Annotated in this window: 13 protein-coding genes; 7 read left to right on the top strand and 6 right to left on the bottom strand. The window is 70.6% G+C overall.

All coding sequences use genetic code 11. From position 1 onward, the window contains the following. The first annotated feature begins 140 nt into the window (after positions 1-140). Entirely contained in the window at positions 141-707 is a 567-nt protein-coding gene (locus tag ACFP2T_RS36845) for a Uma2 family endonuclease (protein WP_377430304.1), read from the top strand. 410 nt (positions 708-1117) lie between these two features. On the opposite strand, the gene ACFP2T_RS36840 is transcribed toward ACFP2T_RS36845, so the two are convergent. Next, positions 1118-2812: a hypothetical protein gene (locus ACFP2T_RS36840; protein WP_377430302.1), complete on the bottom strand. Its 1695-nt coding sequence runs from the start codon at positions 2810-2812 to the stop codon at positions 1118-1120. Positions 2813-3223: 411 nt separating this feature from the next. Continuing rightward, positions 3224-3784, bottom strand: coding sequence for a DUF6624 domain-containing protein (locus tag ACFP2T_RS36835; protein ID WP_377430300.1), 561 nt, complete (start codon positions 3782-3784; stop codon positions 3224-3226). A gap of 452 nt (positions 3785-4236) precedes the next feature. Between ACFP2T_RS36835 and ACFP2T_RS36830 the strand changes: the two genes are divergently transcribed. From ACFP2T_RS36830 to ACFP2T_RS36810, 5 genes are all read left to right on the top strand, one after another. Then, a complete protein-coding gene (locus tag ACFP2T_RS36830; protein ID WP_377430297.1) occupies positions 4237-4962 on the top strand; it encodes a hypothetical protein in 726 nt (241 codons plus the stop codon). Then, a complete protein-coding gene (locus tag ACFP2T_RS36825) occupies positions 4959-5777 on the top strand; it encodes a HoxN/HupN/NixA family nickel/cobalt transporter (protein WP_377430295.1) in 819 nt (272 codons plus the stop codon). Before ACFP2T_RS36830 ends, ACFP2T_RS36825 begins: the two co-directional genes overlap by 4 nt. Positions 5778-5790: 13 nt before the next feature. After that, positions 5791-10779: a carbohydrate-binding protein gene (locus tag ACFP2T_RS36820; protein ID WP_377430292.1), complete on the top strand. Its 4989-nt coding sequence runs from the start codon at positions 5791-5793 to the stop codon at positions 10777-10779. A gap of 124 nt (positions 10780-10903) precedes the next feature. Continuing rightward, the gene (locus ACFP2T_RS36815; RefSeq protein WP_377430288.1) at positions 10904-11155 is read left to right on the top strand and encodes a hypothetical protein; all 252 of its coding nucleotides are present in this window, start codon (positions 10904-10906) and stop codon (positions 11153-11155) included. A 338-nt stretch (positions 11156-11493) separates the two neighbouring features. Then, positions 11494-12009, top strand: coding sequence for a hypothetical protein (locus tag ACFP2T_RS36810; RefSeq protein WP_377430286.1), 516 nt, complete (start codon positions 11494-11496; stop codon positions 12007-12009). A gap of 60 nt (positions 12010-12069) precedes the next feature. On the opposite strand, the gene ACFP2T_RS36805 is transcribed toward ACFP2T_RS36810, so the two are convergent. Beyond that, positions 12070-12696, bottom strand: a complete 627-nt coding sequence (locus ACFP2T_RS36805) for a TetR/AcrR family transcriptional regulator (RefSeq protein ID WP_377430283.1) — start codon at positions 12694-12696, stop codon at positions 12070-12072. 39 nt (positions 12697-12735) lie between these two features. Here ACFP2T_RS36805 and ACFP2T_RS36800 point away from each other — a divergent pair, with 39 nt between their 5' ends. Further along, positions 12736-13446, top strand: coding sequence for a hypothetical protein (locus tag ACFP2T_RS36800; RefSeq protein WP_377430281.1), 711 nt, complete (start codon positions 12736-12738; stop codon positions 13444-13446). A 99-nt stretch (positions 13447-13545) separates the two neighbouring features. Here the strand turns inward: ACFP2T_RS36800 and ACFP2T_RS36795 are convergent, their stop codons facing one another. The 3 genes from ACFP2T_RS36795 to ACFP2T_RS36785 all read right to left on the bottom strand — a co-directional run bounded on the left by ACFP2T_RS36795 (position 13546) and on the right by ACFP2T_RS36785 (position 21870). Then, a complete protein-coding gene (locus ACFP2T_RS36795) occupies positions 13546-14424 on the bottom strand; it encodes a 3-hydroxyacyl-CoA dehydrogenase family protein (protein ID WP_377430278.1) in 879 nt (292 codons plus the stop codon). 61 nt (positions 14425-14485) lie between these two features. Next, on the bottom strand, positions 14486-20833 hold the full coding sequence (locus tag ACFP2T_RS36790; RefSeq protein WP_377430276.1) for an amino acid adenylation domain-containing protein: 6348 nt from the start codon (positions 20831-20833) through the stop codon (positions 14486-14488). Next, positions 20830-21870: an HAD-IIIC family phosphatase gene (locus ACFP2T_RS36785; RefSeq protein ID WP_377430273.1), complete on the bottom strand. Its 1041-nt coding sequence runs from the start codon at positions 21868-21870 to the stop codon at positions 20830-20832. The genes ACFP2T_RS36790 and ACFP2T_RS36785 overlap by 4 nt, the downstream gene beginning before the upstream one ends.

The following is a 21870-nucleotide window of genomic DNA, read 5'->3' as shown; positions in this document are numbered from 1 at the left end:
GACGCTACCTAGGTGTTGTGTCAAGGTGCATCCAGGCCAGCAGACCGAACCGCACACACGGCGGCGCCGGTTGTTGTCGCGCGGGTAGGCGTTGACATGGCACGCTTGGGGCAGCATCCGCCGAGAGGTGAGGCGATCCGATGAGCGTGACAGTGCTGGAGCACCCGGGACCGTGGAGCGAGGACGAATACTTCGCGCTTGGCGAGACCCCGAACCGGATTGAGCTGATCGATGGGAGCTTGTGGGTGAGTCCCGCGCCGAGTAAGCGGCATCAGCACATCGCGCTCCTGCTTGCTATGGGACTCTACGCGCCGGCTAAGCAAGCCGGACTGCTGGTCCTGCAGGACGTCAACCTCCGGCTGGTCAGTGGCCGCATATTGCAGCCGGACATCGTCGTGGCCGATACCGACGACGTCGGCAACACGGTTGAGGCCGTCGAGGTCAAGCTTGTCGCCGAAGTGGTATCGCCAAGCAACGCCGGAACGGACAGACTGCTGAAGCCACAGCTGTATGCAGCGGCCGGGATTGGCTGGTATCTGCGGGTGGAGCAGCCGCAGGACTCGGTCGAACTGCACCTTCAGAGACTGGACGGCGACCACTACGTTCCGTACGTCGTGGCAGGTTCCGGCCAAGCGCTCGCTTCGGACGAGCCGTTTCCTTTCCGGGTCGAAGTAGCGTCTCTGTTAGACCACCGCCGCCGTGACTGACACCCTGGATGTTCGGCCTTGGTTGATAGAAGGTCTGGACACGTACACAAGGATCTCCGATCCCGCCCCAGGTCAGTACCTCGAGTTCACACGAGGTGCCTCACACCATCCTGGCCAAGAGAGGGCCGACTGCGGAGAAGGTGGCTGAGTCGACTACTCGCACCCATCGACCTCGCCGCGCCCGTACCCCTCACAGCAGTCCGCCCAATGCGCGCACACTCGCAGCTCGAACCCTTGCCGGAGGCTCCGGGCGGCGGCGGATGCGGTTCGCGCGGCGACACGTCCGTCCCACCAGCAAAAACACAAGACGTGGCGCGAGATCATCCGACTTCCAGCCGGCTTGTTCAGGGTCGGACACGGTGGGTTGCCCTCGGGCCGGCGGCAGGAAACCGCCGACCCGAGGGCCCGGATCAGGACACGACGAGCGTGGTGGTGTTGGCCCGCCCGTACGACCGGATCACGATCTCCGGCGCCCACTCCCGCTCGGTGAAACGCGGGAAGTGCCAGCCGGCCGGCGGCCGGGTCTGGCCCAGCGTCACCGACGACACCCGACCGGTGGTGGTCAACGTCAACGTGCGCCCGGACGGGTGTGCGAACGTCAACCGGGTGCTGTCAGCGCCGCCGGACGTGAGCTGCCAGTCAGGGTCGAGGTGCCAACTCTGGCGCCACAGTGATGCGGCCGGAAAGTCGTCGCTGACGATCATCTGGTTGACGTCGCGGTTGACGTTGATGTTCCGGGTGTGGGCGATGCCGTACACGGTGTCGCCGAGGTTCCAGGCGTGTGCCGGCGCCTGCACCTTCGAGCTGGTGATCGACGCGTACGCCGAGCCGGTAACGGTACGACCGTCCGGGATCGCGACATTGTGGGCCTGCGGGCTGTTCTGGTAGGCGTGGTACGGGCTGGTCGAGTCGTATGAGTAGCGACCCGGGCCGACGAGCACCCGCACGCCCCGCGTACTCCAGGTGACACCACCGGCGCGGTCGTGGTGTCCGTGCGCCCGCCGGCCCGGCCCGTAACGGACCGTGTAGTAGTTCGCCGCCGGATCACTCCACGACCAGCGGCCGACCACCCAACCGGCCTGGTCGTCGCGCAACACCCGCTCCGTCCACGACGCCGGTCCAGGCCGGCCGGGCTGCTCGTCCGAGTCGCCGATCTGGACGATGCCACCGTCGGGCTCCGTCATCCACGAGTACGACGCCAACGCCTTGTCGACGATGGTACGGATCTGCGCGGCGTCGTCTTCGTAGCCGGCCTGTCCGGCGAGTACGTCTGCGGCGTATCCCCAGAGGACCGCGTTGACCTCCTGGTACATCGACGACTGCTCCCAGGAGATGCCGATGTTGGAGAACGACTGCGACGACTCGCTGACCATGCGGGTTCGTGCGGTCTGCTGCCACGCTGGCCGGTCGATCAGGGCGGCGGCGTAGGTCAGTTCGAGGTTGGACATGAGTCCGTGGTTGTGGATCGAGAACCCCGGTGGGCCGTAGTAGCGGGAACCGAGCAGCACCCGGGCGTCCGCCTCCATCGCCGGCACCAGTTGTGGGTCGCCGGTCAACGCGTACAGGCAGCTACCGACGCCGAGGCGGCGGGTCGCGGCTGCCTCGTCCCACCCGTACTGGGTCGTGTTCGGGTCCGGGTTCTGCTGGTAGAAGGCAAGGTACTGGCCGACGATCGTCGCGAGGGACTCGTCCTGGTCGTCGAGGACGGCGCGGTACGCGAGCGGCCGGATCCAGCCGAGGCTTTCGAAGTACAGCCGCCACGTCACGTTCAACTCCGGCGGGGTGCGCCACCACGATGCCGGTATCTGCCCGACGGTGAACACCGGCGCCGGCGGCATACTCACCAGGATCGGCTCGCCGTCCGGGACGGGCTCTGCGGCGGGATTGCCGCACCGGGCGTCCGCTTCGGGGGACACCGGGGAGCGGCCGTGCTCGTCGGGCTTCGGCGGAGCGAACCGGTCGCGGATCTCGGCCGGGGTGTCGATCGTCGCCGGGTCGATCGGCAGGATGTGCGGGTCGTCGGCGGTGGCGGGCGACGCGTGGAGTATCACCGCGGCGAGCGTTGCCACCAGAATTCCGGCAACGTGCGGGACTTTCGGTTTCATCGGCACATTACAGCTCACCGACATCGGCTGGAGTAGCGCCGGTCGGGCAGGATTGCGGCAGTCAAGCGGCTGAGTGAATGGCCTGTTTCACGGCTTGGAGCACGTTTCGGCGTGACTTATAACCCGAACGACCATTGTCTCACCCGGCGGTTGAGGGCGGGCCGCACGTTCGACCAGACCACGGATGACCACAGACGAGTTCGTGCCCTGTCGGAGCGCCTCAGCCTCAACCCAGCGGGACGCGTCTTCGGGTAGCCGGATCGAGTGGACAACCGTCGCCGGCCGGGGGTGTGCTCAACCTCGGTACCACTCCAGTCCCGGTCTTCGAGTGCCCTGAAAGCACCTTCACGGCTGGCCATCGGGATCCCCCTTCACCATTCTTCGAATGGTGTCGATTTCCTCGCGGTCGAGTTACCGGCCGCCGCCTTGGTACATCTCCCGGACACGGGCTACGTTCTCTTCCAAGGTGTCGAGTCCCACCGCAGCCCGACGCTCATCCACGCTCTCTGGATCCTCAATCGGGAAGGGCTCATGGCCCGCCCCCTTTTCACAAAACTGGGTGCCGTACACCTGCGGCTGGCCCTGGATGATTCTCACACGGTCGTCCAACAGCGCGATGTTCGAGAGCTTGACCTCTCCCGGCCCGGCCTCCTTCATCATCCCCAGGCAGCACGTCATGAAGTCGAGGTCATCGGCGGCGTGCTGGGCCAGGAGCCACGCCGCTGACGATGCCTCGACTCCGACCTTCGACACCGTAGGCCAGCCGATCTCGGCGATGATGTTCTTGAGGCGTGCCGTGTTGACACGGTCGATCTCCGCATCCCAGGTGGCCGTGCCGATGAGGAAACGGGTTCGCATCTGCTCGTCTGCATCGGCCATGGCTAGCAGCTCGGCCGCGATCTGCGGGTACTCGGCGGGCGGGTTGCCGATCAGCTGCGAGGCGGTCAGGTGGAGGCCGTCAGGGTTCGTCATGAGCTGTCCTCCGAGAGTCTCGACCTGGGCGGGGGATAGCCGATCATGAGTGCATCGTGGTGCCTCCCTTCCCATTCTGCCTGGTCAGCACGTATTAGTTTTCGGAAAGGTCCCCATCGACGACGTTGTCGCTGGTGGTCGTTCGAGAGGGCGTCGGGTGTGTACCTGACGGCAGGCATCGTGGCCGCTCTGGTGTTCGATCCAAGCGATCGCGCGGCCTGGACTACGAGGAGGTGTCGGCGCGTGGGTTCGTCGGCAGCGGGTTGATCAACTAACTGTTCACGTCGACATTGCCTGCTGATCACTGGGGTGGGCCTCCGGGTTCGCGCACGCCCGGCAGAGTGCCTACCCGATCGCGCCTTCAGCGCGCCGCAGACCGTACACCCGGAGCGTTGTCCTTGCCCCCACACGGACGTCGGCCGCGCCGTAACCGAATAGGCGCCCTCGCGCTGTTGGCGTTCGCCGTGGTCCTGTTCGGCGCGCCCGCCCCGGCCGAGGCGCACCCGTTCGGGGATCCACAGACCATCGCCATCATGCCTGACCAGGACCGCCCCGATGTCGTACACGTCCGCTGGAAGGTCGGCGGGCTCGACGACCTGACCCTGCTCGGGATCTCGCTCGACCTGCTACCGCGAGACCGGGTGATGCTCGACGGCGCGGTCTTCTACCAGGACTCGGACGCGGCGGCGCTCGCCACCTCCGACCGGTTCACCGCCTACCTGCTGCGGCAGATCACGGTCAGCAGTGGCGGACGGGCGTGCGCCGGTTCCGTACAGCCACCGAGCGACCTGGCCAGGACCGGGGCCACCGTCGACTACACCTGCCCCGGCCCGGTCGGCACGGTCGCCGTCGCGGTCCGGACGCTGACCGACCTGAATCCGGCGTACCGGACGCTGGCCATCGGTCCCGGCGGCGCACGCGCGGTGTACGAGTCGGGCAGGGACTCGCACGACTGGGCGCTTGACAAGACGGCGGCGCTGGCCGGCGTACCCGGAGGAACGTCGGCCACCGGCACCCCGGAACAGCAGCTCGGACGCAGCGCCGCCATCCAGCTCGGCGTCGTGCTCGGCGGAATACTGCTGGTCGCGGTCGGCGGGCTGGTGCTGTTCCGCCGGTCGACCCGCCGCCGCCGGGTCGCCGAGGCGCTGCCGAACGCGCGTCCCGGGCAGCTCGGATGAGCGCAACCGCCGTCATCCAGGCCGCCGCCATCTCCGACCGGCTACAGAGCCTGGTCTCCGCACCGGGCGTACCGCCGCTGGCGTTCGCGCTCGCGTTCCTCGCCGGGGCAGGCCATGCGGTGGCGCCGGGGCACGGCAAGAGCCTGGCGGCGGCGTACCTCGTCGGCTCGCGCGGCAGGATCCGCGACGCCGCCTGGCTGGGCGGCTCGGTGGCGGTCATGCACACGCTGTCGGTCCTGGTGATCGCCCTGGCGTGGACGTTCCTGTCCCTCGCCGACGTCATCCGGATGCCGCAGCTCACCACCTGGCTGGAACTGGTCGCCGGCCTGCTGGTGGTGGCCACCGGCCTCTGGCTGGTACGCCGCCACCTGCACGCCGCCGCCCACCCGCACCGGCACGCCCACCCGGACCAGCACTCGCACTCACATGGCCACGACCACGACCACGACCACGGCCACCCGCACAGCCATGCCCATGACCACGGCAAACGACCCGGGCTGGTGCTGCTCGGCATCTCCGGTGGGCTCACGCCGTCCCCGGCCGCGTTCCTCGTGCTGGTCACCGGCCTGTTCATCGGACGCGCCGGCTTCGCCCTGCTGCTGGTCCTGACCTTCGGCATCGGGATGGCCGTCGTCCTGTTCGGCGTCGGCCTGCTCGCGATCGCCGGCAACTCCGTCGTCGTCCGGGGCGCGCGCTCGCACGCCCTGCTGCGCCAGGCCACCCGGGTGGCCCCCGTACTCGCCGCCGCCGGCATCACGGTCTTCGGCATCGGCCTCACCACAGTCGCGGCGATCCACCTCACCGCTGTCACATAAGGAGAAACCCCCAATGACGCACCAATCGCGGGTGGGCGCCAGACGCTTGCGCGCGCTCTGGCCCGTACTCGTGGTCGCACTCGTCGCCGCGACCGGGCCGGCGCTGGTCCCGACGGTGGCGGTGGCGGAGGAACCTCCGCCGCCGGCTGCCGCCGGGGCGCCGAGCCTCAACCTGACCGACGGGCAGACCCTCGACGGCACGGTCACCGTCACCGCCGAGCCCACCAGCGAGGACGACTCGGTAGTCAGCCTCACCGTCGACGGTGATCCGATCGACGCCGACAAGACCGCCGGCACCGCACGCTTCGGCTTCGACATGGGCGGCAACGGCACCGAGGCCCGCTACCGCAACTACCTCACCGTCAACGGCCGCACCGCCGAGGCGGACCGGATCTACTTTCCCACCATCCCGGGCGGGAACAGCGGCAGCCTGGCCTTCCCCGGCGACTGGCTGCGCTCCGGGGTGAACACCGTCACCGTGCACGCCGGCGCGGCCTGGGTCGACACCACCAACACCAGCGCCATCGGCTACGAGCAACTCCCGTACGGCGAGGGCGGCCGTTGCCCCAACTACGACGACTTCCCGCTGAGCAGCATCAACCTCAGCCTGCTCGGCGTGGTTGCCGACGGCGAGCAGAACCTGTTCAGCTACAACTTCGGCGACGGCACCTGCGGCAGTGGCCGGAACCTGCTGACCCAGGATCTCACCTTCGTCGTCTCCGGTGAGCCCGGCAGCACGGCCGGGTTGAGCACCCGCCTCGACACCACCAAGCTCGACAACGGCCGGCACACCATCGCCGCGACCGCCCGGTCGGGCGCGAAGCAGAGCGTCGCCGTCGAGGTGAACAACGCCGCGCCCGGGGCGGCGAAGCTGACCCCGGCCGACGGCGCGCTCGTCCGGGGTACCCGACCGGTGATCGCCGCGCTGCCGAACGGCAGCACGGAGAGCGTCGAGTCGCTGGCCATCGACGGCCGGTCCGCCGAGAACGCCGAGACGCTCGCCGCCGGTACCGCGACGCTCGGCCTCACGGTCGAGGCCGGCAACTCGGTCGAGGCGAAGTACCACAACTACGTACTGGTCAACGGGAACCGGGTCGAGCTCGGCGGCGACTACGCGGTGAGCGGCGCGGCGTACGTCGGCCTCGACTTTCCGGCCCGGTTCCTCCGGCCCGGGGACAACGTCGTCGAGGTCAAGACCGGTGACTACAACGGCAGCGCCAACGGTGCGACCTGCCCGAACCACGACGACTTCCGGCTCACCCGCAGTTCGGTGAGCCTGGCGCTGAGCACGCCGGGGACGGTGACGCCCGGTACCACGTACCTGGTCACCACCGCCGGCGGGGCGGTGACGAAGACGGCGACCACCGACGCCTCGCTCGCGCTCGGCGACGGGACCTGCGGTGCGAACAAGGAGGCGGAGTTCCACTTCACCGTCGACGGCGCACCGACCACCCGCACCATCGACACCCTCGGCAGCGGCGGCGACGCCCACCTGAAGGTCTTCGTCGGCGGCAACGGCGCCGACAACGGTTTCGACAACAAGGTGCTGGTGAACGGCATTCCGCTCGACCTCGGTGTCTGGGAGAAGGAGGTGGCCGATCTCGCCTTCCCGAACGAGTGGCTCGTCCCCGGCGTCAACGTGCTGGAATTCGTCGCCGGCAGCGACCACGGCGGCGACAAGCCGGGCGGCTGCGACAACTACGACGACTTCACCCTGCGCGACTTCCAGCTCGCCCCGGTCGCCGGGAAGGCGACCCAGCTGACCAGGATGATCGCCGGGACCACCGTCACCATCGGTTCCACCAGCTACCCGGTGGGATCGCCGGTGACCGTCCACATCGGCGACGGCACCTGCGGCAGCAGCCACAACGCCGCGCTGGACAAGACCGTCCTGTTCGACGTCACCGCCGAGGACGGATCCGCGCTCCGGGCGCTGGGCAAGCGGGCGGACGTCGACACGACGGCGATCGCGGACGGCGCGCACACGATCAAGGCGACCGTCGGCGACAAGACCTCGACCCGGCAGTTCACCGTCGACAACACCGCGCCGGTAATCGAGAGCAGCGTCCCGGCGCAGGGCCAGCGGCTGACCGCGACCGTCGCGCTGGACATCAGGGTCAAGGATGCCACCGGAGTGGCCGGTACGCCCGCCATCACCCTGGACGGCAAGGCGGTCGCCCAGGGCGACCAGATCGGCCACGGCCTGCCCGCCGGCAACCACACCCTCGCGGTGACCGCGACCGACACGCTCGGCAACTCGGCCACCCGCGAGGTGCACTTCACCAGCGCCAGCATCCCGGACGTCCCGACCGAGCTGGGCGCTGCCGTGACCGGCGGCAACTCGCCGTCGGCCACGCTCTCCGCGAAAATCCCCGGCGAGGACGGCGTACCGCTGACGGCCACCTTCACCAAGGCGGACCTGGTGGTTCCGACCGCGGGCTACCAGGGCGAGGCGTCGGCCGTTCCGACCACCCTCGACGTCGCGCACGACAAGGGCGTCGACGTCGGCTCGCTGCGCCCGCTCGACGGCCGGACCATCGACACCCCGTCCAGCCGGGACGTGGTCTTCCAGCGGTACGACGTGAAGCTCGGGGCCACCACCGAGACGCCGATCCTGCGCTGGGAGGGTACCGCCGACCCGAAGCGGGTGGTGGCGCTGCGGGTCTGGGATCCGGCCGCCAAGAAGTGGGTCGTGCTGACCAGTTCCCGTGGCCAGGCCGGACACAGCACCGTACTCACCGCGCCACTGAGCCCGGAGCACCGGGACGGCGGCACCGTGCACGTGCTGGTCACCGGCGAGGACCCGTTCGCCGACGACCTGTCCCCGCGCGACTCGTCCGCGCAGAACGACAAGGACCGGTTCGAGGACCCGGCCTCGTACGACTTCGCGCTCGCGCACTTCACCGACACCCAGTACCTGAGCGAGGGCGCGGCCGGCGGCACGTACGACGACTTCGACGGCCGGGCGGAACCCTCGGACATCCAGACGGCGGAGGAGCAGGCGATCTTCACCGCGGCGTACCGGGAGCAGACCCAGTGGATCGCCGACAACGCGGCGGGTCGCAAGATCGCGTACACCGCGCACACCGGTGACGTGATCGAGAACGACTACTACGACCCACTGGCCAAGAACCCGGACGGCTCGTTGCAGCGGCCCGGCCTCAACGAACAGGTCGAGCGGGAGTTCGAACGCGCCTCGAGCTACCAGCGGATCCTCGACGACAAGGGCGTGGTGAACCAGGTCATCGCCGGTAACCACGACAACCAGCTCGGTGCCGAGACCGGCCCGAACTCCCGGTTCAGCCGGACGTTCGGCGCCGACCGGTACTACCAGGTGGCCGGGGGATGGCCGGCGGGCGCCGAGTATCACGCCTGGGACGAGGTGGCCAAGGCCGATGGCAGCGTCACGCCCGGCAAGGACAACCAGAACAACTACGTACTCTTCTCCGCCGGCGGGCTGGACTTCGTCGCCGTGGGCCTGTCGTACGGGGTGACGCCGGACGAGGCCCGCTGGGCCGACTCGGTCTTCAAGCGGTACTCCGACCGCAACGGGATCCTGCTCTCCCACGACTACCTGAAGCCGTCGACCAACCCCGACGGCCGGGGTGCGGCCTTCTCCGCGCCGGACGGCTCGCCGCTGTACAAGCTGGTCGTGGAGAACAACCCGAACGTCTTCCTGGTTCTCGCCGGGCACGAGCACGGCGTCGGCACCAACCTGAAGACGAAGGTCGGCGTGACCGTGACGCACGACGTGGTCGAACTGCTGGCGGACTACCAGTTCTACACGGTGTCCGCCGGTGAACTCTGGCCCGACCTGGTCGACGCCGCCGGCAACATCGACCTCAACCGGGACGGCAAGCCGGACCACAAGTCCACCGACCGGTTGCAGTTCGGGGCGAGCTTCCTGCGCCTGATGCAGTTCGACGTCGACCGCGCCGAGATGCACATCGACACGTACTCGCCGCTGCTGGAGAACTTCGGGGCGACCGAGTACGACATCCGGGCGGACGGCAGCCAGACCACGCCGCGGTACAACGGCGCGGAGGACAACCTCACCCTGCCGGTCGACCTCACCACCCGGAAGACCTCGTTCTCCACCGACTCGCTGGCCGCGTACGTGCCGTCCGGCGTGGTCGGGACGGACGAGGTGACCGCTGACGGCACCGCCACGGTGAACTGGGCCGGACTCCTGCCGGGCACGTCGTACGCCTGGATCGTCTCGGCGCGCAGCGCTGACGACGGCGTGGCCGTGGCGCAGCCGGCCGTGTTCCGTACCGCCAAGGGGGCGCCGACGGTGACCGTCACCTCGGCCGCGACGGACTGGGGCACGGCGGCGAAGGTGACGGTCAAGGTCACGGCCGGCGCCGCACCGGTTTCCGGCACGGTGGAGTTGCGCGAGGGCAGCACGATGCGCGGCTCGACCACACTGTCCGGCGGCCCCGCGACGTTCACCCTGCCGGTCGGGCTCGCACCCGGCGACCACACGCTCACCGCGTCGTTCACCGGAAGCGAGTACCTGGACCCGGCACAGGGCACCGGCACCGTGACGGTGAAACTGCCGCCGGCCTGGAGCGCGTCGAAGGTCTACAACAGCGGTGACAAGGTCAGCTACCAGGGCAGGGTCTACTCAGCCTCCTGGTATGCGAAGAACCAGAAGCCGGGTGACCCGAACGGCCCGTGGCAGGAACTGGCCATGACCGAGGACGGGCTCACGATCTGGACGGCGTCCCGGATCTTCAACGCCGGTGACATCGTGGTGGACGACGGCAAGAGGTTCCGCGCCCGCTGGTACACCCGGAACCAGGCACCCGGCGATCCCAACGGCCCGTGGGAGGAGATCGCCCCGCCGCCGCCGGACGGCAGCCCGGCGGCCTGGACGCCCACGACCGTGTACGGTGCCGGCGACCGGGTCGCGTACCAGGGCCACGTGTACGAGGCCCGGTGGTACACCCGCAACCAGGCACCGGGTGGACCCAACGGCCCGTGGAAGTTGATCAGATAACGGACAGCGCGCGACCGGCCCGGGACCGCGCCACCACGCCGCTATCGTCGGCGTGGTGGCGCGGCTCCTGGTCGTACGGCGGCACACTGACAAACCCGTGGGCCGGAACAAATGGAGGCGATCAGTGCAGCGCGTCGTCCGGTGGAACATCGACTTCTTGGTCAAGAGCGCATGGAAGATGCCTCACGGCACGTGGAACGACCTCGACCAGGGCCACGTGGCGTACTTCGACGTCGACGCCGAACAACTCGCCAAGGTGTCGCCCGCGCTCCGTGAGGCTCTCACCCGCAACGGGCAACTTGGCCAGATTGTTGATCACACTTATTCCGTTGTCGGCGGCAACAGGATCATGACCTTTGTGGTCGAGTTCCGGTGAGCGTACGCCAACTGGACGAGCCCGGCGCCGCACTGGTGGCGCCGGGCTCGATCGTATCGGCCAGGGAGGCCGTCGAGCCCTCGGTGGGCCCTCCGCAGCGTGTTGACTGGGCCGTGGCGTACGTTTCCGACGACGGCGGCGCCACCCACGGCGAACTGGCCGACGAAGCCATCCCTACGCAACGATGCAGAGCAGATCGACCTCGGTGCTCGGCCGATCAGAGTTATCGGCCACTCTGCCCCGTCTCACCTAATTTGGGTGTTTGTGGTGTTCCGCGAGATTCGGGTATTGCCAGACGGTACGCAGATCATCAGCGCGTGGCGAGAGAAGGAGCGACCATGACCGACCAGATCCGCGCCGCCCACCTACCCGACGGCAGCGTCGTCTCCAGCGCCCACACCACCTACCTCAAGGACCATCCGTCAGAGACCGACGCATGGCGCGGCACCGGCGGCGGGCATCACGGAGACTGGGAGGTCGACAAGGCGTTGGCGGGCGGCGCCGAAGTGCTGCGGGTAGGCGACAGGTCCATTCAGGTCGTGGCTGGCGCGCGGTGGGGAAACCTGACCGTCCCCGAGCGGGCCGCCCTCGACGCCTGGACGCGGGGGAGCGCCGACACCAACGGCATGCTGTACGCCGTCCGACACGCCCTGGCCGTCGAACGGAACGCCGTCGGGCCGCCGTTGGCTCCGGACGCCCGGGAACGTCTCGCCCGGCACCTGTACCTGACCGCCTCCGGCAACGCCGACGCCCAGCCCCACTGGGACCACGGCGTCGACCAGCCCGTCGACCGTGGGCCGTGGCTGGCGGAAGCCGACACGATCCTGGCCGTCGTCAGGGGTGACAAGGCATAGCCGTCGTGGTGTCGGCGCTGCGCGCCATCCCGTCTCCCCGGTGAGCGCCGGTGGGCACCCTCAGCTCAGGAGTTCGCGGGTCAGGACCTCGGTCCACCAGCGTTCGACCTGATCGGGTTGCCAGCCGCGTTCGTCGGTGAGGGTGGTGTAGACGTCGATGTTGCAGATCGCCGCGTAGATGTCGACGGCCTTCGGTATGCCCAGTCCTTCGCGGAGTAGGCCGTCGGGCCAGGACGAGAACACCTGGATCCTGGTTTCGTCGGCCCGCCGACGGCCCTCGCGGTAGATGGCTGCCAGCACCGGTTCGGAACGGCCCGCCTCGCGTACGAGTGTGATCACGTCACCGGCGCGTTCGAAGAGGCGCCGGTCGTACGCGGCCATCGCCGCGAGCTGCCCTTCGGGATCGTTCTCGGCGCCCTCCAGGTCGGCGAGCGTCTGTGCCGGATCGGCGGCGAGATTGGCCGCATCGGCGAGGGCCCGGGTCAGCCCGGTCTTGTTCCCGTACGTCGCGTAGACGGTCGGCACCGAGACTCCGGCCTCGCGCGCCACGTCACGTACCGTCGTCGCCGCCCAGCCCTGGGAGACGAACAGCCGACGGGCGGCGTTGGCGATCTCGCCTCTGGTCTCTGCCGCTTGAGCGGCGCGGCGCAGCGAGTCGTACCTGCGCCTGCCTGTCTCGGCACTCATGGCTTGCCCCTTTTGCTTTCCGCACATTACATTCAATATATGTCACGTAATCTCGGCGCCGGGTGGAGCACCTGGCCGTTCTCCCGGACCGCCGGGCTCGCCGGACTCGGCTTCGCCCTCCTGATCGTCTCCGTCAACGCCTTCCTGGTGCCAGCCGGCCTGCCCCACACCGGTGCGGAGACCGGCGACGTCGTCCAGTTCTTCACCACCCAAAAGGACACCGTCGGCGTCGCGTCGGCACTCGCGCCGATCGCCTGGGTGCTGGCCACCCTGTTCGGCGCCGGCGCGGTCTCCGTGCTGTGGCGATCCGACCGCGCGCAGGGCACAGCCTGGTCCCTGGTCGGATTCGCCGGGGTGATCCTGCAGAACATCACCTTCACCGGTGTGATGGCCACCCGGCTCGCGCTCGCGTCGACGACCGCGCAGGACAGCAACACGGTCGCCGGACTCTGGGCGCTGCACGACGCGCTGTTCGTCTTCAACGGCACCTTCCTGGCGCTGGCCATGACGGGCCTGTCCGTCAGCGGACGACGCGCCGGCCTGATCCGTCGTTGGCTCGGCGGGATCGGCCTGCTGGCCGCCGTACTCCAGTTCGGCTCGGCCGTGCTGAGCCCGCTGGTCATCGACGACCCGGGACCGGTCGGTCTCCTCGGCCTCGTCGGCTGGCTGATCTGGGTCGTGTGGATCGTCGCCTACGGCCTCACGCTGATCCGCCTGACACCCGTCGCCCAGTCAGTTGACACCGCCTAGCCGTACCGGCCCTGATCGCCCCGTCGCAGGTCACCACGCCCGCCGGATACCGGGGTCGGCCGGGCGTCGGAGGCCCCGTCGGCGGCGGGCGGGGTGCGCTCAGTAGGTGTGGAAGCCTGCCCCGCTCTTGCGTCCGGTCCGGCCGCCGTCGACCAGTTCCACCAGCAGCGGGCAGGGCACGAAGCGCGGGTCTCCGGTGTGGTCGAGCAACACCGCCAACGTGTCGACGACGGTGTCCAGACCGATGAGATCGGCGGTGGCCAGTGGGCCGGTGGGATGCCCGAAACAGTCACGGAAGATCTTGTCCACGACCGCCGGCGTGGCGGTGTCCTCCGAGACGACGGCCGCGGCTTCGTTGATCATCAGCATCAGCACGCGGTTGGTGACGAACCCGGGCGCGTCGGCCACCACGATGGGCTCCTTGCCGATGCTCCTCAGCAGGTCCACGGTGCTCTCCAGGGTGGCCGGGCTGGTTTCCGGCGCTGTGATCACCTCGACGGCGCGCTTGATCGGGGCCGGATTCATCAGGTGCGTACCGAGAACCCGGTCCGGGCGCCCGGACGCCGTACCCAGGCGGGCGATCGGGATGGCCGAGGTGCACGACGCCAGTACGGTCTCGGCCGGGCAGATCCCGTCGAGCCGGCGGAAGATGTCCTCCTTGAGCGGCGTCCGCTCCGGGGCGCACTCCACCACGAAGCCCGCATCCCCCAGGTCGTCCAGGTCGCCCGTGCACCGCACCCGCGAGATCACCTCGTCGAAGTCGACGCGCTTCCGGCCGCTGAGTGCGGACAGTCGCAGGCCCTGGACCAGGCGCCGGGGCACGCTCGCGCGGGCCGGCGCGGACGGTTCGACCACCGTCACGGCATGGCCGGCCTCCGCGAAGCACTGGCCGACGCCCACCCCCATCTGGCCGGCGCCGACGACGCCGATCACCGGCAGGGTGGTGCCGGTCCGGGCATTCGCCACCTCGCGCGTCATCTCGTACCTCCGTTTCGCTCTCGGTCCGCCCCCAGGGCCGGCCCGTCTCGGCCGGCCCGTGCTAGAGCTCGTAGCTGTCCTCGTCGTCGACCGGGACGAGCCGGTACCGGTCGACCAGCGCGGCCATCGCCTCGACGGTCGAGTGCTCGAACAGCAGCGCGAGCGGCACCTCCGTCCCCGCCAGCCGGGCCAGTTCGTTGCGCAGCGGGATCAGGCTCATCGAGTTCCCGCCGGCGTCGAAGAACTTGTCCCGCACGCCGATGTCCGCTTGCCCCAGCACGTCGCACCAGACCCGGTGCACGGCACGCTCGGCGTCGGTGCGTGGCCCGCGGTCCACCGGTCGGCTCGGGCCGGGCAGCGCGGCCCGGTCCAGTTTTCCGTTCGTCGTCACGGGAAGCCCTTCCAGGACCATCACGATCGGCAGCATGTAGTCGGGCAGCCGGTCGGCCGCGAAATCCCGCAGCGTGCCCGGGTCCACCTCACTACCGGCGGCCGGCACGACGTACGCGACCAGGCACCGGTCTCCGGGCCGGTCCTCGCGGGCGAGGACGGCGACCTGCCCGACGGTCGGATGGGCGGCGAGCACGGCCTCGATCTCGCCGGGCTCCACCCGGAATCCGCGGATCTTCACCTGTGCATCCGCCCGCCCCACGAACAGCACCTGACCGTCGGGCGCCCAGCGCACGAGGTCGCCCGTGCGGTACATCCGCTCACCCGGCCCGGCGAAGGGGCAGGCCACGAAGTGTCCGGACGTCTGGCCCGGCCGCCCGACGTACCCCCGGGCCAGGCCCGGGCCGGCGATGTACAGCTCGCCGGTCACCCCGACGGGAACGGGCTGGAGATGACCGTCCAGCACGTACACCCGGGCGTTGTCGATCGGGCGGCCGATCGACGGGGCGGCGTCGTCGGGCCGGATCCCCGCCTCGACCACGCCGGCCGTCGTCATCACGGTCGCCTCGGTCGGACCGTAGGTGTTGCACAGCCGCGCCGGAGTCGCCCATCGGCTCGCCAGGGCCGCGGTCAGGCGTTCGGCGCCGACCACCCAGTTCGTCACCCCCCGTACGGTGGCCGGGTCCAGCACGCCCAGCAGGGTGGGGACCACGCTGGCCACGCGGACGTCGGCCGAGCGGATCATCTCGACCAGCGTGTCCGGGTCACCCCGCTCCTCGTCCGTCGCTATCGCCAGGGTGCCGCCCGCGGCGAGCACGACGGCGATGTCGAAGACGGCCGCGTCGAAGCTGAAGGAGGCGAACTGCAACGCCACCACGCCCTCGGCCGCACCGAGCAGGGGCCGCATCGCCTCGGCCAGGTTCACCAGGCCGCCATGGGCCACCGCCACGCCCTTCGGGCGGCCGGTGGATCCCGACGTGTACGTCACGTACGCGACCTGGCGCGGGTCTACGGGCGTACCCGGCGAGTCGGCCGACTCGGCCGCGATCGCCGCCGCCGAGTCCTCGTCCAGCACCACGGGCCGGGCCGGGCCGAGCGACAAGCCCGCCAGCGTCCGGGCCGCCGCGAGCAGCACCACCGCCCCGCTGTCGGCGAGCAGGTAGCTCAGCCGGTCCGCCGGATAGTCCGGGTCGAGGTAGGTGTACGCCGCGCCGGCCTTCCAGACGGCCATGATCGCGACCACCAGCCGCACGCCGCGCGGCAGGCACAGACCCACCACGTTCTCCCGATCCACCCCGACCGCCGCCAGGTACCGGGCCAGCCGGTTCGCCTGGGCCTCCAGCTCGCCGTAGGTCAGAACCTCGGCGCCGCACCGCACCGCCACCGCGTCCGGCGACCGCGCCGCGCGGGCCGCGAACAGGTCCAGCACCGTACCGGGTGGAATCGGCCGGGCGGTGTCGTTCCAGCCGACCGTCACCCGGGACCGCTCGGGCTCGCCCAGTACGTCGATCCGGCTGAGGTGGATACCCGGATCGGCCGCCACCCGCTCCAGCACCCGGCCGAAGCGCTCGGCCAGGGCCGCCGCCGTCGGCGCGTCGAACAGGTCGGTGGCGTACAGGATCGTGCCGTCGATCCCGGCCGGGCTCGCATCGTCGGCGCGCCGCTCTACCAGGTCCACGGCCAGGTCGACCCGGGCGGCGAGCGGTCCGGCCCGCAGCGGACGGACCTGGAGCCCCGGCAGGTCCCACCGGGCCGGTGTGCCGGCCTGCACCGCGAGCAGGACCTGGAACAGCGGGTTGCGGGAGAGCGAGCGCGCCGGATTGAGATCCTCGACCAGACGCTCGAACGGCAGGCCCTGATGCGCGTACGCGGCCAGGTCCGCCCGGCGCACCCGGGCCAGCAGCTCCGCGAAGGACGGGTCGCCGCTCAGGTCGGTGCGCAGCACCAGCGTGTTGACGAAGAATCCGATCAGCCGGTCGAGGGCCGCGTCGCCCCGGCCGGCGACCGCCGTACCGATCGGGATGTCCGTGCCCGCCCCCATCCGGCAGAGCAGGACCCCCAGCGCGGCCTGGGCGAGCATGAACATCGTCACCTTCTCGCGCCGGGCCAGCTCCACCAGCCGGGCATGCGCCCGCGCGTCCAGGCGGAACGCGACCGACTCGCCCCGGAACGAGGACACGTCCGGCCGGCGCCGGTCGGTCGGCAGCGTCACCTCCTCGGGTACGCCCGCCAACGCCCGCCGCCAGTACCCGAGCTGCGCGCTGACCACGCTGTCCGGATCGGAGAGGTCGCCCAGCACCCGGCGCTGCCACAGCGCGTAGTCGGCGTACTGCACCGGCAAGGGTTCCCACTGCGGGGCGTTCCCCGCCAGTCTGGCCGCATAGGCGGTACTCACGTCCCGGGCCAGCACCTCGATCGACCAGCCGTCCACCGCGATGTGGTGCGCCACGACCAGCAGTACGGCGTCCGACGGGCCCAGTTCGAGCAACCACACCCGCCACGGCAGCTCGGTGCAGAGGTCGAAGCCGCGGTCCGCGTACCCGGCCAGCTCCGCCGCCAGCCGGTCCTCGTCGGTCCGCACCACCAGCAGCGGCCAGCGCCCCGACGCCCCCGCGAGGATCCGCTGGTACGGAACCCCGCCGGCCTCCGGGAAGATGGTGCGCAGGCTCTCGTGCCGGTCCGCTACGTCGCCCAGCGCCGCCTCCAGCGCCGCCACGTGCAGGTCGCCGGAGATCCGCAGCGCGAACGAGACGTTGTAGACCCCGCTCCGTACGCCGTCCAGGCGGTTGAGGAACCACATCCGCTCCTGCGCGGACGACAGCGGCACCCGGTCCGGGCGGGACATCGGCGCGAGCGGCACCGCCGGCTCGCCGCCGGCTTCGTCGAGGAGACGGGCCACTCCCGCCACTGTCGAATCGACGAACAGGTCACCCACGCTGATTTCGGCCTGGAACGTCGCCTGTATCCGGGCGATCAACCGCATGGCCAGCAGCGAGTCCCCGCCAAGGTCGAAGAACGACTCCTGGGCGCCGACCCGGGCCAGGCCCAGCACCTCAGCGAACATCTGGCACAGCAGTTCCTCCGCCGCCGACTCCGGGCCGCGCCCGTGGCCCGCGAACTCGGGCGCCGGCAGCGCGGCCCGGTCCACCTTGCCGTTCGGCGTCAGCGGCAGCGACGGCAGCACCACGAGCGCGGCCGGGACGAGGAAGTCGGGCGCGCGGGCGGCCACGTACCCGCGCAGCGCCACGGTGTCCACCGGTGCTCCGGCGGCCGGAACGACGTAGCCGACCAGGCGGATGTCTCCCGGACGGTCCTCCCGGGCGACGACGGCGACCCGGTCCACGGACTCGTGCGTGGCGAGAAGCGCCTCGACCTCGCGCGGCTCGACCCGGAACCCGCGGACCTTCACCTGCTCGTCCGCCCGTCCGGCGAACAGCAGCCGGCCCCGGTCGGTCCACCGCGCCAGGTCACCCGTGCGGTACATCCGGCCGCCCGTTCCGCCGTCCGTCCCGCCGCCGTCGGGCCCGCCGACGGGACAGGCGACGAAGCGCTCGGCGGTCAGGGCCGGCTGGTGCAGGTAGCCCCGGGCCAGTCCCGGGCCGGTCACGTAGACCTCGCCGGTGACGCCGGGTGGTACCGGCCGGAGGAACTCGTCCAGCAGCAGCACCCGGGTGTTGGCGATCGGGCCCCCGATCGGCACCGTCCCGTCGTCGACGTCCTCCGGCAACGGCTCGCTCATCGTGGCGCACACGGTCACCTCGGTCGGCCCGTACGCGTTGACCAGCCGCCGGCCCGGCGACCACCGGGCCACCAGCGCCGGCGGGCACTCCTCCCCGGCCACCACGACCGTCGCCACCTCGGCAGGCAGGTCCGGCACCGACGCCAGCACGGACGGTGGCACCGTCACGTGGGTCACCCCGAACTCCCGTGCGGTCGCGCCCAGCGATCCGAGCGGCGGCAGCCGGTCCGGTCCCACCAGCACCAGACAGGCCCCGGACAGCAGTGCCATGCAGAATTCCGACACCGCCGCGTCGAAGCTGGGCGAGGCGAGCTGCAACACCCGTGATCGCGGTCCCACCTCGCACTGCTCGATCTGGGCGGCCGCCAGGTTTCCCAGCCCGCGATGCGTCACCAGCACGCCCTTCGGAGCACCCGTCGACCCCGACGTGTAGATCACGTACGCCGGGTCGTCGGGCCCCACCGGGCTCTCGGCGGCGCTCAGACGACGCGCGGACCGTCCCGCCACCGTGGGCTCGTCCACGACCAACCGCAGGCGGTCCGGCGGGACCAGGCCCGCCGTCGCCGGGGAACACACCACCACCGCCGGATCGGCGTCACCGATCACGAGGCCGATCCGCGCCGCCGGGTACGCCGGGTCGACCGGCACGAAGCCGGCACCCGCCTTCGTCACGCCGAGCCATGCCGTCGCGAGTTCCACCGACCGTTCCAGCAGCACCCCGACCAGGTCGCCGCGCCCGACTCCCAGGGACACCAACTCCCGCGCCAGACGATTCGCCGCCCCGTCCAGTTGCGCGTACGTCGACGACCGCCCGTCGCCCAGCACCGCCACCGCGTCCGGAGTGCGGTCCACCTGCGCCTCGAAGAGCCGGCCCAGCGGCGCCAGCGGAACCGGCCTGGCCGTGTCGTTCCACTCGTGGAGCACCCGGCTGCGCTCCGCCTCGGCGAGCAGGTCCATGCGGCCGATCCGGGCGTCCGGATCGGCCACCATCCGGGTAAGTACCCGCACCAGGCGGTCGACGATCCGCTGGGCGTCGTCCCGGTCGAACAGATCCGGTCGGTAGTTGAGCCGGAGGTCCAGGCCGTCCGCTGGAATCACGGTCAGCGAGAGCGGGTACTTCGCCATCTGCCGCCCGCCCAGCGCGGTGAACCTCAGGCCGCCGGTGCCGGACCTGCCCCGGGGGTCGCGCGGGAAGTTCTGGAAGACCACGACGGTGTCGAAGCGGGCCCCCGGCCCCGCCACCCGCTGTATGTCGGCGAGGCCCACGTACTGGTGGTCCAGCAGCGCCGCCTGCTCCTGCTGGACCTGCACCAGCAGGTCGGCGACGCGTTGCGCCGGGTCGAACCGCACCCGTACCGGCACGGTGTTGAGGAACAAACCCAGCATCGTCTCCAGGCCGGGAAGATCCGTCGGGCGCACCGCCGTGATCGCAGCGAACACCACGTCGCGGCGGCCGGTCGCGCTACCCACCAGGATCGCCCAGGCGACCTGGACGACGGTGTTGACCGTGAGGGAGTACCGGCCGGCCAGGTCGCGCAGCGCGGTGCCCAGTTCCCCGCCGACGGCGGCGAAGACCGAGCCGGCCAGGGCGGCCGGCGCGTCAGCACGGTCGGCGGCGGGCGCGATCTGGGTCGGTTCCGTCGCGCCCGCCAGCGCCTCCCGCCACACCCGCAGGGACGCGTCGCGGTCCTGACCGGCCAGCCACACCAGATACTCGCGGTACGAGGTCACGGGGGGCAGCGCGGCGGTGCTGCCACCCGCGTCGTACGCGGACCACAGCTCGCGCATGAGGATCGGCAGCGACCAGCCGTCCACGAGGATGTGGTGCAGGGTGAGGATCATCCGATGCTTCTCGGGTGCCAGCCTGACGAGTGACACCCGCAGCAGCGGCGGCGCGGTCACGTCGAACGGCTGGGTGGTCGCCTCGACGGCCAGCCGTTCGGCCTCGGCCGTCGCCGCGTCCTCGGCGAGCCCGCCGAGGTCGGCCTCGTGCCACGGGATGTCCAGCCGGCGGGCGATGACCTGCACGGGTCGCTGCCTTCCGGCGAGCTGCCGGAACCCGGCCCGAAGGCTCGCATGCCGGTCGAGCACCGCCTGCCACGATGCCCGCAGCACGGCCGGGTCCAGCGGTCCGTCCACGGCCGTGACGAACTGCGCCGTGTACATGGTGGTCGTCTGCTCGTCGTACACGGTGTGGAAGAGCAGTCCCTCCTGGAGCGGGGACAGGGGCCAGATGTCCTCGACCGGGGTCTGGTTCGGCGGACGGTCGACGACCGTCATGACGCCGGTCCCGTGGACGTGACCACCCGGACGTGGGCGGGCGGCGGGGGCAGGCACCGTCCGGGGGGATAGGCCAGCAGCAGCCGACCGCTGTCGTCCTCGATCGGTTCGAAGCCCGCGAAGCGCAGGGTGACCAGCATGACCCGGTTCTTCCCGGTGGCGACGAACCGGGCCAGCGGCCGTAGGCCCCGGTCGACGGCCGACCGCATCACGTGGTGGAGCAGCACGGCACCGGCACCCCGGGACATGACGCGGCACGACATCAGCAGCAGGTGCAGGACGGCGTCGGCGCCGCTGAGGTGGGTGACCGACAAGCCGATGGTGCCGTAGTCGCCGAACCGGTCCCGCAACCGCGCGACCAGCACCTCGTACTCGGGTGAGTCGACGAGCGCCCGCAGCTCGTGCTCGTCGAAGGTCACGCCGGTCGTGTTGAGCTGGTGGGTACGAACGGTGAGTTCGTGGGCGCGGGCGAGGTCGTCGTCGGTGGCGTGACCGATCGTCATCACCAGGTCGAGCGACGCGAGGAACTCGGCCGAGGTACCGGCGAAGCGTTCCTGCGCGGCGGCGCGCGCCCCGTCGGCCTGGTACATCTGGCGGCGTGCCGCCGACTCGTCGGTGATGAAGGCGGGGCGGAACTCCGGCAGGTCCGGCAGCTCGGCGATGCCGGTGGACCGGTAACACCGCACCTCGGGATGCGCGGCGGCGACCTCCGCGAGTTCCACGTCGTCGTTGTCGACGAAGGCCATCGTGTCGAGTCCGATGTTCAGCCGCTCGGCGATCCGGCCCACCGCCTCGGACTTGGCACCCCAGCCGATCTCCACGGCGCAGAAGTACTCCGCGAGCCCGTGCGTGGTCAGGTGGGCGTGGGAGAGGTCGCGGTCGCCCCGGCTGGCCACGGCGTGCAGGATCCCCCGCTGGTCGAGGGTCCGGATCGTCTCGACCGCGAACGGAAGGGGGGTCGCCGGATCGCCCTCGATGACCACGCCGTTCCAGACCGTGTCGTCCAGGTCCCAGATGACGCACTTGACCTTCTGCAT

It is taken from the genome of Plantactinospora solaniradicis (assembly GCF_042658085.1).
Classification (GTDB): Bacteria; Actinomycetota; Actinomycetes; order Mycobacteriales; family Micromonosporaceae; genus Plantactinospora; species Plantactinospora solaniradicis.
Note: the sequence above shows the minus strand (reverse complement) of the source record. Positions and strands in the feature narration are given on the sequence as shown.

Excerpts from the sequence above, each read along its gene's own strand:
- ACFP2T_RS36840 (WP_377430302.1), bottom strand. The coding sequence starts at position 2,812 with ATGAAACCGAAAGTCCCGCACGTTGCCGGAATTCTGGTGGCAACGCTC.
- ACFP2T_RS36810 (WP_377430286.1), top strand. The coding sequence starts at position 11,494 with ATGACCGACCAGATCCGCGCCGCCCACCTACCCGACGGCAGCGTCGTC.
- ACFP2T_RS36820 (WP_377430292.1), top strand. The coding sequence starts at position 5,791 with ATGACGCACCAATCGCGGGTGGGCGCCAGACGCTTGCGCGCGCTCTGG.
- ACFP2T_RS36805 (WP_377430283.1), bottom strand. The coding sequence starts at position 12,696 with ATGAGTGCCGAGACAGGCAGGCGCAGGTACGACTCGCTGCGCCGCGCC.
- ACFP2T_RS36845 (WP_377430304.1), top strand. The coding sequence starts at position 141 with ATGAGCGTGACAGTGCTGGAGCACCCGGGACCGTGGAGCGAGGACGAA.
- ACFP2T_RS36790 (WP_377430276.1), bottom strand. The coding sequence starts at position 20,833 with ATGACGGTCGTCGACCGTCCGCCGAACCAGACCCCGGTCGAGGACATC.
- ACFP2T_RS36785 (WP_377430273.1), bottom strand. The coding sequence starts at position 21,870 with ATGCAGAAGGTCAAGTGCGTCATCTGGGACCTGGACGACACGGTCTGG.
- ACFP2T_RS36835 (WP_377430300.1), bottom strand. The coding sequence starts at position 3,784 with ATGACGAACCCTGACGGCCTCCACCTGACCGCCTCGCAGCTGATCGGC.
- ACFP2T_RS36795 (WP_377430278.1), bottom strand. The coding sequence starts at position 14,424 with ATGACGCGCGAGGTGGCGAATGCCCGGACCGGCACCACCCTGCCGGTG.
- ACFP2T_RS36825 (WP_377430295.1), top strand. The coding sequence starts at position 4,959 with ATGAGCGCAACCGCCGTCATCCAGGCCGCCGCCATCTCCGACCGGCTA.
- ACFP2T_RS36800 (WP_377430281.1), top strand. The coding sequence starts at position 12,736 with ATGTCACGTAATCTCGGCGCCGGGTGGAGCACCTGGCCGTTCTCCCGG.